The following is a 17,027-nucleotide window of genomic DNA, read 5'->3' as shown; positions in this document are numbered from 1 at the left end:
TATCAGGGCTGATGCCTTCCTCCATACTTAATTGATCAGGCCAAAGCTGGCTATGCACCCGTGGAGCCAACACTGCACTTGCTAAATTCAAGCCATGCAGAATCCTATTTAATATCACCTGCAACACCGTAGTAATAATCCGGCTGCCGCCGGGGCTGCCGGTTGCAAGCCATGGTTCGCCATTGCTATTCAGCACAATTGTTGGTGTCATTGAACTCAATGGCCGTCTACCTGGCGCGATGGCATTGCGTTCCCCTTGCACTAATCCATAGGCATTAGCAACACCGGGCTTGGMGCTGAAATCATCCATCTCATTATTTAGTAAGAAGCCTGCCCCTGGTACTGCAATGCCATTGCCATAGGCAAAATTAAGCGTGGTGGTTAATGCCACCAAGGAACCATGGCGATCAGCTACCGATAGATGGGTTGTGTTAGTGCTGTTGCTTGGTAAGGGAGCTATTTGGCTTAATTGTTTGCTAGGGGTGTGCTTATCAAAATTGATCAAAGCCCGCAGCTGATCGGCATAGCTTTTGCTGGTGAGCCGCTGCACCGGAATTTCCATTTGGCTTGGATCACCGAGTTCACTGTTGCGATCGCGATAGGCCAAGTTCATTGCCTCCACCATGGCGTGAATTGTGGCCGCACTATTAAGGCCYATTTGACCAAGGTTTAAAGGCTCCAGCAGATTGAGCAGCTGCACCAGCGCTACGCCACCACTACTTGGAGGCGGCATAGATAAAACCGTATAGCCCATAAAACTGCCCCGCACCGGCTCCTGCCATGGGGCCCCATAGGCAGCGAGATCAGCGCGATTGATTAAACCGCCACCGGATCGCATCAAAGCATCAATCTGATCAGCAATTACGCCTTGATAAAAAGCCTTAGGCCCTTGGCTGCTAATTAAACGCAAAGTTGCTGCCAGTTGCGGCTGGCGCAGAATTTCCCCAGGCCGATAGGCCACATAACCAGCGGGATTACTAACAGATTTATTAATCGCTCGGTAATAGAGCCGTTTTGCATTTGGATCACCACCCAATAGCGGCATTGCCTGTTGCAACGATGCCGCTAATTCCGGATATACCGGAAACCCCCTATGGGCAAGGGCAACAGCTGGCGCCATCACTTCAGCGCGGCTCAACACACCAAATCGTTGCTGGGCCTCAAGCAAACCCGCCACTGTTCCCGGCACGCCGCTGCTAAGCAAACTGCGGGTGGCCTTTTGGCGATCCACCTCACCATCAGCSCCTARRAACATYTCTGCGTAAGCGCGCCGTGGCGCCATCTCCCGGAAATTGAGGGCATAGGCCTTGCGCTGGCCTTGATGCCAAAACAACAAAAAGCCACCACCCCCYAAATTGCCGGCYTGRGGCAGCGTTACAGCTAAGGCAAAKGCAGTWGCAACAGCAGCATCMATSGCATTGCCACCACGGCGCAGGATCGCCGCACCCACCCCACTGGCCAGCTGCTCTTGGCTGGCCACCATCCCCGCCGCTGAACGCACAGGTTGAATGCGTTGGCCCTGCTCCTGCAGCGGATTAACCAGCAGAGCAAGGCAAACTAACGAAGCCGAAAGTGCCAAACCATGGGCTGCAACATCCCCAGGCTGCCATTTATTTTGCTCAGTTGGCTTCTTTTAGCTGCTGCAACAGCCTTTGCCCTTGAACGCAGCGATACTTTTCGCCCAGAAGGGGCTGGGCCCCGCTGTTCTGATCAGATCAACATCCTTTTGCAAACTCGCCTAAATCGACTTGATCAACGCTGGCAAGAAAGCAATCCCAAAGCAACTGCGATGGAATTAGAAGCCCAAAAAGTAAACCAAGTGGTGCAAGCGGAGGCAATCAAAACCCATGCCCTAAAGCGTTATAAATGTGAATTAGAACTAACCCTTTAACGATAATTTTCAAATTGCAGGGGCACTTCCACATCTTGGSCACGGAGCAATTGGATTGCGGTTTGGAGATCGTCTTTATTTTTTCCAGTGATGCGCAAGCTGTCGCCTTGAATCGAAACTGTTACTTTTTTCAGCTCATCCCGCACGGTTTTGCTTAGGGATTTTGCCAATTCCTGGCTAAGCCCTTTACGCAACTTGATCTCTTGTTTTACGCGATTGCCACCCACCGGTTCTGGGGTTTGCAGATCAAAGATCTTTAGCGATAGGTCCCGTTTAGTGGCTTTTTGACGCAACACATCAAGCACCGCCTCCAGGGTCATATCTGTGGCTGTGGTAATCACAATTGCCCCCTCTTCAAGGCTCAACTCAGTGGCGGAATCCTTGAGGTCGTAGCGCTGGCCCACCTCGCGGCGCACCTGATCCACCGTGTTCACCAGCTCCTGCCGATCAAAATCAGACACCACATCAAAGCTGTAGCTATCTGCCATTGGGCACTCCCACCGGTAACAGCTTCCAGCCTAGAAAAGAGCCATCAACTCGCCCATCGCCATGACATCCCAAGCCGCTTTTGCCGCCTCACTACTACTTTCAGCCCTTGTRGTGGTGCTCAGCGTGGTGCCCCTTGGGGCAGCCCGCTCTAAAAGTGAATTCACCATGGCTGATCTGGCCGCACCAAGGGCGATGTTTGAACGGATGCCGGCCTGGGGGAAACGGGCCAGTTGGGCCCACCAAAACAGCTTCGAAGCCTTCACGCTCCATGGGCCCGCCTGCCTGCTTTGTTTGATTGCAGCGGTGAATAGCCCAATTGCCATGGCAGTGGCCCTTGCCCACCCCCTCCTGCGCTTGGTTTACATCGTTGCCTATGTGGGGAATGTGCCCCCCTTGCGGGGTCTCTGCTGGGCCACTGGGCTCACCTGTAGCGGCATTCTCTACCTCGAGGGCATGAAAGCAATCCTGATCCCYTAATCAAAAAACAACAGGGTTACAACCTTGCCGATCTCCTCAGCGCCACGGCAGGTTTCGATCAAAGTTTCACTGTCGTGGAAAGCAAAACAGATCAGCTGATCACAACGGCTAACAATTTCACGATTGCAAATCCCGCTGGCTTCCACCAACGGCAGCTGGTCGTTTTCGGGTTTTTCCACCAGATGCAAAACCCKTTCCAATTGCTCGCGGGTTTCACTGCCCTGGCGTTCCAAACTTTGGGGCAGRATCACCGTTAATTTGGCTGGATCCACAGCTAAAGCGCCCCTAATAACTGCCGCATTTACCCCCTGGGCGCCGGAGGTGATCAAGTTATGGCCCTCCTGCGCTARGGCGCGAGCCACCAGTTCAACTAAATGAACAGAAACCACCGGCACATGGCGGGTGCCAAGGATCGCAATGCGCCTCTTACCCGTGTCTTGAAGCAAAGCCAATTCCTGAGCCAAGGTGTCTACCCGGTCAAGCGTTGGTAAATCGAGGGACCGGGTCACAGGCAGCGCCAGGGCTCAGCAGTGGSACAGACCGTAGCAGTGGGATCGACCCTAGAAGTGGGCTTGTTCAGAGCAAACAAAACAAGCATCAAAAACCCAAACGTTCAAATAGCGGTTCAAAGGAACAGTGCTCAGCCACCATTCGCGCCGCATAGCTGGCCTTCACCGGTTCATGCAAACGCACGTGGCCAAAGGCTTTTTCRATAACTGCAACGGTTGTGAGCGTGTCGTGCTCCACCTTGATCAAAGGCACATCCAATTCCTGGGCGCGACTAATCAATTGGGGCAGGGGATCAGCGGCGCCCGTGAGGATCAAACATTGGGTGGAAGCCTCCAGSGCCGCCAGTTGRATATCAGTGCGATCAGCGCCTGTTACCACGGCCATATTGCGCTGGCGCCTGAAAAATTCCATGGCGGAATTCACATTCATCGCACCAATGCTGAGGGTTTCCACCAGCAAATCCTTGCGTTCACGGCAACAGAGCATTTCAGCGCCAAGGCGCTGCACCAATTCGCCAACGGTCACGCTGCGCAGCAAGGGGCTGCGGGGCAGCAAGCCATAAACAGGTAAACCCAGCGCTTCCATGGCTGGCACCAGTTCCTGGCGCAGCAGGCCTATTTGGTTTGGATCTACGTTATTGAGCACCACCCCCAGCAGCTGGTCCCCCAGCAGGGCCTTGGCCTGCAGCAGCGCCTCCACACTGCGGGCATCCTCCCAGGCATGGGCGATCAACACCGGTGCAGCAAGGCCTAGGGCCAGTTGGGGCAGGCTTAAACCGAATAACAGGCCTTCACTGAGGGAGCCCGCAGCCTCCAGCAGGGTGATGCCCTCAGCCACCCCAATTAATTCAGCCAGTGCCGCCATCGCTTGGGGTGCCGCCACCTGCTCACCAGTTAAGAGTTGCTGTTGGGCCGTAGGGGCAGCAATCGCTTGCAGTGATGGCAGTAARGCCRTTTCRGGCAATGAGAAAAATTCMCCAACGAARCGCACGTCGTCATCGATCAGSRTTTCGCTTTGCCCCTGTTGCTCCAGGCTGGTGGCCAAAGGYTTGCCATAGCGAAATGGCAAGCCCCGATTGCGGAATTGTTGGGCCAAACCCATTACAAGGGCTGATTTACCGCTGAATGGTTCACAGGATCCCACCAACAGGGTGGCGCTGGGATAGCCCATGGCGGCAGGATTAATTAGTGAGAAAATCTACTGTTCGATCCGGTGCAAGGGTGGAAAAAGGTTTTTTTTCCGGCAAAAGATGTGCCGTAACGGGAGCAGGCGGCAGCTTTGGCCGGGCCTTATTGCTGCAACTACACCTCCAGGGAGCTGATTTGGTGGCCCTGCGCCACAGCGAGGGGGCCCTAGAGCTGGTTGAYGCCAATGGCCAGCTGGTGCCCGTGCAAACGGTTAGCTGGCAGGTGGGCGAAGAGCAGCAGCTCCAGGAGCTATTGGCTGGGGTTCAAATCCTTGTGATTAACCACGGCATCAACAGGATTGGGGCCAGGGATGCAGCAGCGGCCATGGAAAGCCTKGAGGTGAATACCCTTAGCGCCCTGCGGCTGCTTGAAATATTTCTGCAGATTTGCCACAARCAAAACCCGCAAGCAAATRAGAACCGTGAGGTGTGGGTRAACACCTCAGAGGCGGAGGTGAATCCAGCCCTGAGCCCYCTCTATGAGATCAGTAAGCGGGCCCTGGGCCAACTGCTAAGCCTGCGCAGCTTGGATGCCCCCTGCACCGTGCGGCGCTTGGTGTTGGGTCCGTTTAAATCAGCGCTAAATCCCTATGGGCTGATGAAAGCGGATGGTGTGGCAAAAAMAGTTATTCAACAGGTGCTAAATGATAAAAAGATGGTGATTGTTAGCCCCAATCCGCTTACGTGGCTGTTGATGCCATTAGCTGAATTCACAAGAAATATCTACTACCGCAGCACTACACGGCATCGCGATCAGTGAGGATTTCACATCCATCATCAGTTACTAAAATAGTGTGCTCCCATTGGGCTGAAAGGCTGCCATCTTCGGTAACAACAGTCCAGCGATCTTTGAGGGTTCTACAAGCTTTTGATCCGCCATTMAGGATTGGTTCCACKGCCAAGGTCATGCCGGARCGCAGGRTTACGTTTGGCAAATCTTTGGTGCGGAAGTTAAACACCGAGGGTTCTTCATGCAGATTGCGACCCACCCCATGGCCGGTGTAGTCCTCCACCACGGCATAGCCATGGGCCTCCACATGGTCTTGAACGGCTCCGGCTATATCAAGCAGGGTGTTGCCAGCTTTGATGCGGCTAAGGCCTTTCATTARCGATTCCTGGGCCACCCGGGCCAATTTCACGGCCTCCTCAGGTGCATCACCAACACAGATGGTTACGCAACTATCGCCGTGATAACCCTCAAAACAGGCTCCCGTATCAACTTTGAGTAGATCGCCATCGCGAATTACCCGCTTTGCACTTGGGATGCCATGCACCACCTCATTGTTGATGCTGGCGCAAATACTGCCGCTAAAGCCGTGGTAACCCTTAAAACTCGGCACTGCGTCCATGGCGCGGATGCGCTGCTCGGCATAGGCATCCAAATCAGCGGTGGTCATGCCTGGTTTCACCATSCCCATGATTTCCTTGAGCACAGTTGCCACAATCCGGCTTGCTTGGCGCATGATCGTGATCTCCCTGGCCGACTTCAACTCCACCCCCCTGCGGTTTTGGCGGATGCGAGGCCCAGCCTGGGGTTTGGCCGATACCAGGAGTTCAGCAAATAGATTCATGGTTACAGCTATCCAGGCCCGAGTTAACAAACTATCAACGGCCGTGCCCCAGTTGCGTTTTTAGTGCGATGACCAGCCTGCTTCAAACCCTGCGGCGCTGGCATTCAAGGCTGGCACCATTTGTGCTGCTKCCYTTGCTGCTCACTGTTATTTCAGGCATGGGCTACAGGTTGCTACGGGATTGGGGTGGCCTYAGCCGCAACCAAGCGCATCTGCTTTTGGTGTTACACGAGGGCGAATGGCTTGGGCCAAGGGCTGAAACCATCTACGTGTTGCTCAATGGCCTGGGGCTGCTTTGGATGCTGATTAGCGGCGGGATGCTGCTGGTGCAGAAATGGCGCAAGCAATTCAAATCCCCCTAGGCGGTTTTGGTTCAATGGCACGAAGAGGTAAGCTCTTTGTTTGGCCCCGCACCAGCAACTCGCATAGGAGTTGCTTACTACTCAATGACTGCAGAGGAAACAGCCGCAGAGACCACGAGCGAAACAYCCACTGCTGAAGTTCCAGCAGCTGAGAAAAAGCGCAAATTAAGCGCAGCTGAACTGATCAGCTCGTTTGAAAGCAGCCAGCTCAAATCAGATCTGCCCGAGATCTACGTGGGCGACACCGTGAAGGTGGGTGTGCGCATTAGTGAGGGCAATAAAGAGCGTATCCAGCCCTATGAAGGGGTTGTGATTGCTAAGCGCCACGGCGGCATGCACCAAACCATCACKGTGCGACGCATTTTCCAAGGCATCGGTGTTGAACGGGTGTTCATGCTCCACAGCCCCCAAGTGGCCACCATCAACGTTGAGCGCCGCGGCAAGGTGCGTAGAGCTAAGCTCTTCTACCTACGCGATCGCGTTGGTAAGGCCACCCGGGTTAAGCAGCGCTTCGATCGCTGATCACCCAACCGTCGTTACCAGCCGTTGCCTACAGTCGCAGCGGCGGGGGTGCATCGCCTCCTGCGCCGTTAGTTCAGTTGGTAGAACGCAGGTCTCCAAAACCTGATGTCGGGGGTTCAAGTCCTCCACGGCGCGTCCGATGCATCCCGGTCCACTTTGAGGTAAGAACCTGAGGTTAGAAACATGGAATTGGATCTACAGCCTGGTGATGTGGTGAAAGTGCTCGAATCTGCAGCCTTGGGCTGGGTTCGAGCTCGAGTGATTCGTGTTAAATCCGGCGGCCGTGTGGTKGTACAGAGCGACCAAGGCAGGGAATTCACCGCCAGGGGCAATCAAGTGCGCCTAATTGAACCCGCTGGATTTCGCCCCTGATGTTGATCCTGGCGGCCAGCACTGGCAAAAATCTTGAGTTGGCCCGCTCAATCGAGAGCGAAGCCATCAACCAAGCCATGGGCTGCAGGATTCTTGATCTTTGCGCATTAAATCTGCCCCTTTTCCAGCCTGCTCTTAAAGAGCAAGGCCCCGGAGAAAGYTTTAAAGAATTAGAGCAGGCCATGGGCCAGCACCACGGCCTATTTGTATGCGCCCCTGAATACAACGGCTCAATCCCCCCCAGCCTCACCAATGCCATTGCTTGGCTTTCCGTGATTTCGCCAGATTTCAGGGAGATGTTCAACAACCGGCCCGTGGCCCTWGCCAGCCACAGTGGTGGTGGTGGCCAAAAGGTATTGCAGGCGATGCGGCAGCAATTTTCCCATCTTGGCTGCACCGTTTTAGGCCGTGAACTRTTGGCCACCTTCCAAAAACCAGCCAACCCCGAAACGGTTAAGGCGCTTCTGCAAGGTTTAAAGGAGCTCGAAAGCCTTAAGCCCCAAGGCTGAGTTGTTCAACGCGACAAATCAGTTGACGGGTGGCACCCTCAAGACCGATAATGACTTTTCCCTTAATGGGACATGGCCACCGAAATAGGACAACACCACTGACGCCCATCTAAACGATTCTTCCAATTAGTTTTTGATTAGGATTTTCTAATCAATGGTTAATTAACGATTGCTAGATGTTAATCATTGGCCTAATTCTCACCATGGGACTGTAGTTCAACCGGTTAGAGCACCGCCCTGTCACGGCGGAAGTTGCGGGTTCGAATCCCGTCAGTCCCGTTCAAATTTCCAACTTTTGCAATTGCAAGATCTTGAGCCACTAATCCCTAATCCGTGAGCTCAATGGTTACCGCAATCACCACCCCAGTGCGCGTTCGGCTAGCCCCTAGCCCCACTGGAACCCTACACATCGGCACWGCACGCACCGCTGTTTTTAATTGGCTGTTTGCCCGCCGCCATGGGGGCCAATTCTTGCTTCGCATTGAAGACACCGAYAAGGRACGCAGTAAAGATGCCTTCACTGCCAATATTTTTGAGGGTTTGCAATGGCTCGGCCTCAATTGGGATGCCGAACCAGTTATCCAAAGCGCCCGCATTGCTGAACATCGCCAGGCGATCCAACAGCTGCTTGATTCAGGCCATGCCTATCGCTGTTTCGCTAGTGATAGTGAACTAACAGCGATGCGCGAACAACAGGCCGCCAACAAGCAWGCTCCCCGCTACGACAATCGCCATCGCAACTTAAGCCCAGCGCAACAGCAGGAATTCAGCGCCGCWGGCCGCCAAGCCACCATTCGTTTTCGCATTGATGATCAACGCAGCATCGCTTGGCGTGATCTAGTGCGCGGTGAAATGCGTTGGGCTGGCGCTGATCTCGGCGGCGACATGGTGATCGCCCGCCGCGCCGCCGCCGATCAGATCGGCGATCCCCTCTATAACCTCGTGGTGGTGGTTGATGATGCCGCCATGGAAATTAGCCATGTGATCCGCGGTGAAGATCACATCGCCAACACCGCAAAACAATTGCTTCTCTATGAGGCCCTAAATCTACCCATCCCTTTATTTGCCCACACTCCCTTAATACTCAATCAAGAGGGTAAAAAATTATCTAAACGCGATGGTGTTACATCGATTTCAGATTTTCAAGCCATGGGCTACACAGCCCCTGCCCTTGCCAACTACATGACCCTATTGGGTTGGTCGCCGCCGGAAGGCATGGCTGAACGTTTCAACCTTGAGCAGGCAGCAGCAGTATTTGATTTTGATCGGGTTAATAAAGCTGGCGCTCGGTTTGATTGGGACAAATTGAATTGGCTTAACGGCCAAGTTCTCCATGAACTAAACAGCGTCCAATTAGAGCTTCAACTCCAACCGCTTTGGCAGAAAGCCAATTTTGATTACAGCGCTAAACCCCTGGCCTGGCGCCAGCAACTATGCACTTTGATCGGCCCCTCCCTCAGCCTTTTGGCAGATGGYGTAGAGCAGGCAAAACCATTTTTTGAACAACCTGAATTATCAGCAGAAGCACTCAGCCAACTGCAAACCCCAGGGGCAATTCCAGCCCTAAATGCCCTGCTGGATTTAATACCTGATCAGRTCCTTGATCACAACAATGCCCAACAATTAATCGKCCAAGCCTGTGAAATAGCAGGCGTTAAGAAAGGGGTTCTTATGAAAAGTATGCGTGCCGCCCTGTTGGGGCGCCTGCAGGGGCCAGATCTAATCGAAACCTGGTTRCTSCTYAATAGCAGTGGCGACGATCGGATCCGCCTGCACCAAACCCAACCTTCTAGCTAGCCATGGAGCACTGAGGCCCTGGAGGCCTACGGTCATCAAAATCGTTAAAAAAACCAAACCCTGCAGGCGGCCYGCCCCAGAGATGCCCGCCTGCTCCAAACGGATGGCAAACAAGCTGGCGATGGCGGCCGTAACGATCCCCCGGGGGGCTAACCAGGTGAGCATCAAACGCTGGGGGCCATCCAGGGGCAAACCAAAGGTGGCTATGGCAATTGCCACTGGACGCACAAGCAGCATCAAAACCAAAACGCAAGCCACACCGCCATAGCCGAGGGGGCTTAATTCCTGCCAAGACACATCCGCTGCCAACAGGGGAAATAGAAGCGTGATTGCCAATTGGGCGAACTGGCGAATTAAGCCATCCAATTGTTCAGGTTCAGTAGAGGGCCTCCTGCCMACCACCACCCCAGCGGCCACTGCTGCCGGCAAGCCCGATTCCGGCAGGAATGCTTCGCAACTGGTGAACATCARCAGCAAAACCCCAAGGCTTAGTTGCAGCCTTAAACCRAGGGCATCCTTTTCATCCGGCAAACGCCGCARTATTTCCGAGAGAAATAAACCGCAGAGCAAACCAGCCAGCACACCAAAACCAAGCCGCAATAGCAATCCCTGGGCCACCCCCTGCCAGCTCTGCAGGTCACCCAGAACCAGCTCCAGCAGCATCAAAGCCAGCACCGCTCCGATCGGCTCCAGCACCAGGCCTTCTCCCTCCAATAGCTCCCCAAGCGGCGGCAGCAGTTTCATTTGCTGCACCAGCGGGTTCACCACCGTGGGGCCGGTGGCCAAAACAATGGCGCTATATACAGACGCCAATTGCCAATTCAAACCAGCAAGCCAATGGCCCGCCAGCAATCCTCCACCTAGGGCCAACACAAAACGCACCATCACGATGCGCAATACGGCAGTTTTTAATTCGCCGCCAGGCAGGCGCAGGTTCAAACCACCATCAAAAAGCACCAAGCTCACCAAYAAGCCCACCACCGTGCCGAGGCCATTGCCCAGATCAAGCGGTTCCACCCAATGGAAGCCGGCCCTACCCACCACCAAACCACTGGCCAGCAGCAACACCACCCCAGGCAAGCTGGTGATACGCGCCAACAGCTGGGCTGTTGCCCCCGAAGCAATGGTGATACCCCACAACAGGCTGAGGCGGTCTTCGCTCATCACACCAGCATGGTTGATGGGCCAAATATTGCAAAGCTGCTGATGCCCTARCTRAATCAAAAGATCCCTGCTGGCGGGCTATCTTCAGCGAAGCGATAACTTTGCTCCAGCGATATCCGTGAATACCCGTCCYCAAGCCTGGCTAGATCAGGCCCAAAACGACCTCGATGCSGCATGGCCACCAGCGGTTTTRGAACAAGTTAAAAGTTGGGACACACCTTGAGCAAACCCCTACTGCTTTTGATTGATGGCCACTCATTGGCCTTTCGCAGTTTCTATGCCTTCTCAAAGGGGGGGGAAGGGGGGCTTAGCACCAAGGCAGGTGTGGCCACCAGTGTTACCTATGGCTTTTTAAAAGCACTGCTCGATAATTGCAAACTTTTRAAACCCGCAGGTTTAGTGGTGGCCTTCGATACGGCCGAACCCACCTTTCGCCATCAGGCAGATGCTGCWTATAAAGCCCACAGAGATGTGGCACCGGAACATTTCTTTAGCGATCTGGCCAACCTGCAACTAATCCTCAAAGAAAGTCTTGATATTCCCCTAGCAATGGCACCTGGTTTTGAAGCCGATGATGTGCTCGGCACCTTGGCAAATCGCGGAGCAGATCAAGGTTGGCGGATTCGCATTCTCTCCGGCGACCGCGACCTATTTCAACTGGTAGATGATGAACGCGATATTGCCGTGCTCTACATGGGTGGTGGCCCCTATGCAAAAAACAGTGGTCCCACGGAAATCCGTAGGGAAGGCGTTATTGCAAAGCTAGGGGTAACACCAGAGGAGGTGGTGGATTTAAAAGCGCTCACCGGCGACAGTTCCGACAACATYCCAGGCGTTAAAGGGGTGGGGCCAAAAACAGCAATCAACCTGCTRAAAGAATTCAGCAATGTGGATGGAATTTATGCCGCGCTCGCAGAATTAACCGATCCCAAGGCCAGTAAGGGAAGCCTCAAGGGTGCATTAATAGAAAAGTTAMGGGCCGATCAAGATAATGCCTATCGCTCAAGAATGCTTGCTGAAATTCTAATCAATGTACCCTTACCAGAGGAGCCAAGATTAGAGCTTGGCTTGGTTAACTCAGATTCACTTAGCAGCAGCCTTGAGGAATTAGAACTTCACAGCCTGGTAAAACAGGTGCCYACTTTCAGAAACCTATTCTCCTCAGAAGCWGAAACAAGTMAAACTGAAATAGCTAAACCAGATGCTCAAAAAATAGATTCTCAAGCAGAAAAACCACAAGAAATTGAATCAAACCAGCTCACAACGCTGAAGCCAGAATTAATAACTACAACCGCTTGCCTGGCCGCCTTAATGGMGAGGTTAATGGCAGCAACTGATCCCCAAAAACCGATAGCCCTAGATACGGAAACAACAAGCCTMAACCCATTTAAAGCCGAGCTGGTTGGCATTGGTGTGGCCTGGGGCGAGGGTGTTGCAGATATGGCCTATATCCCAATYGCCCACCAGCAAAGTTTAACAWCRCCAAYTCAATTACCCCTTGATGAAGTGTTGATGGCCCTCAGCCCTTGGATAACAAGTGCAMAGCATCCAAAGGCCTTGCAAAATGCTAAATACGACCGCCTAATTCTATTGCGACATGGYTTACCACTGCAGGGGGTGGTTATCGACACCCTGCTGGCCGATTATCTAATAGATGCAAATGCTAAACATGGCCTTGATGAACTTGCCCAACGCCATTTTAATTTCACACCAACCAGTTTCACTGATTTGGTAGCCAAGGGKCAAAATTTCAGCAGCGTARCCATTGATGCTGCCGCCCAATACTGCGGCATGGATGTGCATCTAACCTATCGCCTAGCCCTAATTCTTAGGCAGMAACTAGATGGGCTTGGTAGTGAGCTGAGCAAATTATTAGATCAATTGGAGTTGCCCCTTGAACCTGTATTAGCCCTGATGGAAGCCACAGGTATCCGCATTGATATCCCCTACCTGCAGGAATTAGGCACTGAGATGGCAAAACAATTACTACTGCTAGAAACAGAGGCCCGCAGCAAAGCTGGCATTGAGTTCAACCTGGCCTCACCAAAGCAGCTGGGTGAATTGTTATTTGAAACCTTGGGTTTAGATCGCAAAAAATCACGAAAAACCAAAACCGGTTGGAGCACCGATGCGGCAGTGCTGGAAAAACTCGAGGCCGATCATCCAGTGGTGCCATTAGTTTTAGAACACCGAACGTTGAGTAAGTTAAAGAGCACCTATGTTGATGCCCTACCACTATTGGTGGAAGCAGAAACAGGACGGGTACATACGGATTTCAACCAGGCTGTAACAGCAACGGGTCGCTTAAGTAGCAGCAATCCAAATCTACAAAATATTCCGATTCGCACKGCCTATAGCCGTCAAATCCGCAAGGCCTTTTTGCCCCAGGAGGGTTGGCAACTACTCAGCGCCGATTATTCCCARATCGARTTGCGAATCCTCACCCACCTCAGCGGTGAAGAAGTATTAGTTGARGCATATAACAATGGCAATGATGTGCATGCGCTAACGGCCAGGCTTTTACTAGATAAAGCAGCTGATRCTGTTATCAGCAGCGATGAAAGGCGCCTGGGCAAAACAATTAACTTTGGTGTGATTTATGGCATGGGTGCCCAGCGTTTTGCCCGTGAAACAGGCGTGGGCCAGGCGGAGGCAAAAGAATTTCTCACTAAATACAAACAACGCTATCAAAAAGTATTTACTTTTCTAGAACTGCAAGAAAGATTAGCCCTGAGCCGTGGTTATGTGGAAACGATCTTGGCGCGCAGGCGCATTTTTAATTTTGATCCCAATGGCCTCGGCAGGCTTAAGGGCAAAGATCCCATGGAAATAAATCTAGAGCTGGCGCGCCGCGGTGGCATGGAAGCGCAACAATTAAGGGCTGCCGCCAATGCACCGATTCAGGGCTCCAGCGCAGACATTATTAAATTAGCAATGGTGCAACTAAATCAAMAGCTGGCCGCCACCRGGCTGCCGGCAAGGCTGTTGCTGCAGGTACACGATGAACTGGTTCTGGAATGTGATCCGCTTGCCCAAAAGGAAGTGATGGCCCTTGTTAAAAACACAATGGAACAGGCCGTAAGCCTCTCAGTACCCCTGCTGGTGGAAATTGGCGCTGGCCCCAACTGGATGGAGGCGAAATAAAATGGCKCTAAAACTCAACAACACACTAACTAGAAAGATTGAAGAATTCCAGCCTTTGCTGCCTGGTGAGGTAAGCATCTATTGCTGTGGCGTAACGGTTTACGACCTTTGCCACCTGGGCCATGCCCGCAGCTACATCGCTTGGGATGTGCTGCGTCGTTATCTAACTTTTAGTGGTTATAAAGTTACCTTTGTTCAAAACTACACAGATATCGACGATAAAATCCTTAATCGTGCCCTTGAAGAAGGAAGCAATATGGAAACAGTAAGCGAACGCAATATCAGCGCATTTGAAATAGATATGGCCCGCTTAAATATCATGCCTGCCGATCGCATGCCAAGGGCAACCCAATGCTTAAACGGCATTCGCCAACTAATAACTGAATTGGAAGCTAAAGGCGCCGCCTACAGCGCCGCTGGCGACGTGTATTTCGCCGTTATTAAAGCCAATAACTACRGCCAATTAAGTGGCCGTGATCCGAATGAACAGCAGCAGGGTGCTGGCGGCCGCAGCAATGATGCATTGGAAGGCCGCAAGCAACACCCATTTGATTTCGCCCTTTGGAAGGGGGCAAAGCCTGGGGAACCCTGCTGGGAATCACCCTGGGGGCCGGGTCGGCCGGGTTGGCACATCGAATGTTCAGCGATGGTGCGCCAAGAACTAGGTGAAACCATCGATATTCATTTAGGTGGTGCTGATTTGATCTTTCCGCACCACGAAAATGAAATTGCCCAATCGGAAACCGCCACTGGTAAAGCCCTAGCCCGCTATTGGCTCCACAACGGCATGGTGAATGTGGAGGGTACAAAGATGTCGAAATCACTGGGCAACTTCACCACAATTCGTGCCCTATTAGACAGCGGCATTTCSCCCATGACCCTGCGCTTTTTTGTTCTACAGGCCCACTACCGCAAACCCCTGGATTTCAGCGCTGAAGCTCTAGCTGCGGCTGCCACGGGTTGGAAAGGTTTGAATGCCGCCCTGCTGCTAGGTGAACGCCATGGAGCAGCCTTGAATTGGCAAAACCTTGATCCAATTGCCGCACCCTGGCTTGAAGCAAACCGCGAGCGCTTCTCTGCTGCCATGGACGACGATCTCAATAGTTCCGCTGCCCTTGCGGTGCTATTTGATTTAGCAAAACCACTTCGGGCCCTAGCTAATCGCCTYGAGCGCGGCGACACCCCCAGCAGCGAAGAACGGGCTTTGGGCTCCCAATGGCAACTATTTCAAGAATTAGCAGGGGTGCTTGGCCTAAATGCAGAGCAATTAAGTACCTCWGCAGCGCAACTCAGCGATGCTGATATTGAAATACAAATTGCAGCCCGTAAAACAGCAAAAGYAAACCGCAACTTTGCAGAAGCCGATAACATTCGCACTGCCCTAAAAGAACAAGGGATTGAATTGATTGATAAACCGGGTGGCAACACMGAGTGGCTGCGCAGCTAGGGCTGCTGCTGATCACGCATCACGCGCTCAATTTTGCGAATGCTGGCTGCGGTGCTKGTCCACACCTCTTTAGTGAATTCGTCTTGGCATTGCTCCACCAAAGCTTCAATTGATTCACCCCGTTCAAAGGCATCCCAAAGCTGGCGCTCAAGTTTCGCCCGCTCAATAAAGTTCCAACGTTGCAACCAGGGAAATTTCATTAAATTGGAAGTTTGTTTTTGAAATGAATTTGTAGTTTTCATTATTTTGTTGCATCTTGGCGCAGCAGGGGTGAGCGGGCAATCCACTGCCATCCCTGTAAATGGGACACTTGGGGCCATCCACCCGCCTAGGCGCCAGCTGTGAAAGCCCTCTCAGTGCTCGGCTCCACCGGATCGATCGGCACCCAAACCCTTCAAATCGTTGACGACTTTCCCGATCGCTTCAAGGTRGTAGCGCTCACCGCTGCCAATAACCTCGAGCTCCTGGTTGAGCAGATCAAACGCCATGGGCCAGAGGTGGTTGCCCTGGCAGATGGCGATCGGATYAACGAATTGCAAGAGCGCCTAAACGCCCTTGGGCTTTCCRGGCCATTGCCCCAGCTTTTAGGCGGTAGCGATGGTATCTGCACAGCTGCCGCATGGGCTTCCGCCGATCTTGTGGTTACAGGCATCGTTGGCTGCGCTGGCCTGCTGCCCACCCTGGCGGCGATTCGCGCCGGCAAAGATTTAGCCCTRGCGAATAAAGAAACCCTAATTGCAGCTGGCCCAGTGGTGCTGCCAGAACTGGAAAAAAGCGGCTCGCGCTTACTGCCTGCCGATTCTGAACATTCGGCCATTTTTCAATGCCTCCAGGGCACCCCTTGGGTAGATACAGCAAGGCTTTCCACTGGTTTTGCACCCCCTGGCCTGCGGCGCATCCTGCTCACTGCTTCCGGTGGTGCTTTCCGCGATTGGGATCCAGCTGATCTCGCCAAGGCAACGGTGGCTGATGCCACCAGCCATCCCAATTGGAGCATGGGCCGCAAGATCACTGTTGATTCAGCTTCACTGATGAATAAGGGCCTTGAAGTAATCGAAGCCCATTATTTATTTGGCCTTGATTACAACGAGATCGAAATTGTGATCCACCCACAATCAATCATCCATTCGTTGGTGGAGCTGGCCGATTCCTCAGTGCTGGCGCAATTGGGCTGGCCCGACATGAAACTGCCACTGCTCTATTGCCTGAGCTGGCCAGAGCGTTTGGAAACCCCCTGGCGGCGCCTTGATCTCACAGAAGTGGCGTCGCTCACATTCAGCAAACCAAATCCAGCTAAATATCCCTGCATGGAATTGGCCTATGCCGCGGGCAGGGCCGCTGGCACCATGCCTGCAGTGCTCAATGCCGCCAWTGAACAGGCGGTAGCAATGTTCCTGGAGGAGCGCATCCATTTCCTTGATATCCCCAAACTGATCGAGCGCACCTGCGCTAGGCATCAACAGGAATTGCGGGCAGAACCAAGCCTGGAGGAGGTGCTAGCCGTAGATGCCTGGGCCAGGCGCGTAACAGCTGAAGCGCTCTGATAGTCGAAGATATTCCGCACAGCACTTACCAATCGCTCAATT

Annotated in this window: 18 protein-coding genes and 2 tRNA genes; 13 read left to right on the top strand and 7 right to left on the bottom strand. The window is 53.1% G+C overall.

Features of this window, described 5'->3' with window-relative positions; all coding sequences use genetic code 11:
* The coding region (gene ggt / locus C7K08_RS05080) for a gamma-glutamyltransferase (protein ID WP_241537063.1) at window positions 1-1,579 on the bottom strand (1,579 nt) is incomplete at its 3' end.
* Between the two features lie 36 nt (window positions 1,580-1,615).
* Here ggt and C7K08_RS05075 point away from each other — a divergent pair.
* The gene (locus C7K08_RS05075) at window positions 1,616-1,891 is read left to right on the top strand and encodes a hypothetical protein (RefSeq protein ID WP_206603814.1); all 276 of its coding nucleotides are present in this window, start codon (window positions 1,616-1,618) and stop codon (window positions 1,889-1,891) included.
* Here C7K08_RS05075 and C7K08_RS05070 read toward each other — a convergent pair.
* Window positions 1,888-2,379, bottom strand: a complete 492-nt coding sequence (locus C7K08_RS05070; protein ID WP_106499562.1) for a YajQ family cyclic di-GMP-binding protein — start codon at window positions 2,377-2,379, stop codon at window positions 1,888-1,890. The two genes, C7K08_RS05075 and C7K08_RS05070, sit on opposite strands and share 4 nt — an antisense overlap.
* A 61-nt stretch (window positions 2,380-2,440) precedes the next feature.
* On the opposite strand from C7K08_RS05070, the gene C7K08_RS05065 reads away from it, so the two are divergent.
* Window positions 2,441-2,857 (top strand): MAPEG family protein, encoded by a 417-nt coding sequence (locus C7K08_RS05065; RefSeq protein ID WP_106499561.1) that lies wholly within the window; start codon window positions 2,441-2,443, stop codon window positions 2,855-2,857.
* Here C7K08_RS05065 and C7K08_RS16335 read toward each other — a convergent pair.
* The gene (locus C7K08_RS16335; protein ID WP_106499560.1) at window positions 2,854-3,366 is read right to left on the bottom strand and encodes a DNA-processing protein DprA; all 513 of its coding nucleotides are present in this window, start codon (window positions 3,364-3,366) and stop codon (window positions 2,854-2,856) included. The genes C7K08_RS05065 and C7K08_RS16335 overlap by 4 nt on opposite strands.
* Before the next feature lie 88 nt (window positions 3,367-3,454).
* A complete protein-coding gene (locus tag C7K08_RS05055) occupies window positions 3,455-4,537 on the bottom strand; it encodes a phosphotransacetylase family protein (protein WP_106499559.1) in 1,083 nt (360 codons plus the stop codon).
* 50 nt (window positions 4,538-4,587) lie between these two features.
* Here C7K08_RS05055 and C7K08_RS05050 point away from each other — a divergent pair, with 50 nt between their 5' ends.
* Window positions 4,588-5,313: an SDR family NAD(P)-dependent oxidoreductase gene (locus tag C7K08_RS05050; protein WP_106499558.1), complete on the top strand. Its 726-nt coding sequence runs from the start codon at window positions 4,588-4,590 to the stop codon at window positions 5,311-5,313.
* Here C7K08_RS05050 and map read toward each other — a convergent pair.
* Window positions 5,291-6,124, bottom strand: a complete 834-nt coding sequence (gene map / locus C7K08_RS05045) for a type I methionyl aminopeptidase (RefSeq protein WP_106499557.1) — start codon at window positions 6,122-6,124, stop codon at window positions 5,291-5,293. The two genes, C7K08_RS05050 and map, sit on opposite strands and share 23 nt — an antisense overlap.
* Window positions 6,125-6,192: 68 nt before the next feature.
* Here map and C7K08_RS05040 point away from each other — a divergent pair, with 68 nt between their 5' ends.
* The 7 genes from C7K08_RS05040 to gltX all read left to right on the top strand — a co-directional run bounded on the left by C7K08_RS05040 (window position 6,193) and on the right by gltX (window position 9,686).
* Complete coding sequence (locus tag C7K08_RS05040; protein WP_106499556.1) at window positions 6,193-6,486, top strand: peptidase; 294 nt, start codon at window positions 6,193-6,195, stop codon at window positions 6,484-6,486.
* Between the two features lie 84 nt (window positions 6,487-6,570).
* A complete protein-coding gene (rplS, locus tag C7K08_RS05035; protein WP_106499555.1) occupies window positions 6,571-7,008 on the top strand; it encodes a 50S ribosomal protein L19 in 438 nt (145 codons plus the stop codon).
* A 62-nt stretch (window positions 7,009-7,070) separates the two neighbouring features.
* Window positions 7,071-7,143: transfer RNA gene (locus tag C7K08_RS05030), tRNA-Trp, on the top strand.
* A gap of 48 nt (window positions 7,144-7,191) precedes the next feature.
* Entirely contained in the window at window positions 7,192-7,380 is a 189-nt protein-coding gene (locus tag C7K08_RS05025) for an SH3 domain-containing protein (protein ID WP_006043540.1), read from the top strand.
* The gene (locus tag C7K08_RS05020) at window positions 7,380-7,889 is read left to right on the top strand and encodes an NADPH-dependent FMN reductase (RefSeq protein ID WP_106499554.1); all 510 of its coding nucleotides are present in this window, start codon (window positions 7,380-7,382) and stop codon (window positions 7,887-7,889) included. Before C7K08_RS05025 ends, C7K08_RS05020 begins: the two co-directional genes overlap by 1 nt.
* A gap of 205 nt (window positions 7,890-8,094) precedes the next feature.
* A tRNA-Asp gene (locus C7K08_RS05015) sits at window positions 8,095-8,168 on the top strand.
* A 63-nt stretch (window positions 8,169-8,231) separates the two neighbouring features.
* Window positions 8,232-9,686 (top strand): glutamate--tRNA ligase, encoded by a 1,455-nt coding sequence (gene gltX, locus C7K08_RS05010; RefSeq protein ID WP_106499568.1) that lies wholly within the window; start codon window positions 8,232-8,234, stop codon window positions 9,684-9,686.
* Here gltX and C7K08_RS05005 read toward each other — a convergent pair.
* Window positions 9,609-10,850, bottom strand: a complete 1,242-nt coding sequence (locus C7K08_RS05005; RefSeq protein ID WP_106499553.1) for a cation:proton antiporter domain-containing protein — start codon at window positions 10,848-10,850, stop codon at window positions 9,609-9,611. The genes gltX and C7K08_RS05005 overlap by 78 nt on opposite strands.
* Before the next feature lie 219 nt (window positions 10,851-11,069).
* Between C7K08_RS05005 and polA the strand changes: the two genes are divergently transcribed.
* Both polA and cysS read left to right on the top strand, forming a co-directional pair.
* Complete coding sequence (gene polA, locus C7K08_RS05000; protein ID WP_241537061.1) at window positions 11,070-13,994, top strand: DNA polymerase I; 2,925 nt, start codon at window positions 11,070-11,072, stop codon at window positions 13,992-13,994.
* 1 nt (window position 13,995) lies between these two features.
* A complete protein-coding gene (gene cysS / locus C7K08_RS04995; RefSeq protein WP_106499551.1) occupies window positions 13,996-15,441 on the top strand; it encodes a cysteine--tRNA ligase in 1,446 nt (481 codons plus the stop codon).
* On the opposite strand, the gene C7K08_RS04990 is transcribed toward cysS, so the two are convergent.
* Window positions 15,438-15,641 carry a hypothetical protein gene (locus C7K08_RS04990; RefSeq protein WP_106499567.1) on the bottom strand — a complete coding sequence of 68 codons (204 nt, stop codon included), beginning with the start codon at window positions 15,639-15,641 and terminating at the stop codon, window positions 15,438-15,440. The two genes, cysS and C7K08_RS04990, sit on opposite strands and share 4 nt — an antisense overlap.
* 141 nt (window positions 15,642-15,782) lie before the next feature.
* Between C7K08_RS04990 and C7K08_RS04985 the strand changes: the two genes are divergently transcribed.
* A complete protein-coding gene (locus C7K08_RS04985; protein ID WP_106499550.1) occupies window positions 15,783-16,985 on the top strand; it encodes a 1-deoxy-D-xylulose-5-phosphate reductoisomerase in 1,203 nt (400 codons plus the stop codon).
* The last annotated feature ends 42 nt before the right edge of the window (window positions 16,986-17,027 follow it).

Origin of the sequence: Synechococcus lacustris str. Tous (genome assembly GCF_003011125.1) — a bacterium.
Classification (GTDB): Bacteria; Cyanobacteriota; Cyanobacteriia; order PCC-6307; family Cyanobiaceae; genus Synechococcus_D; species Synechococcus_D lacustris.
The sequence above is the reverse complement of the archived record's forward strand: the minus strand, read 5'-3'. Positions and strand labels throughout refer to the sequence as shown.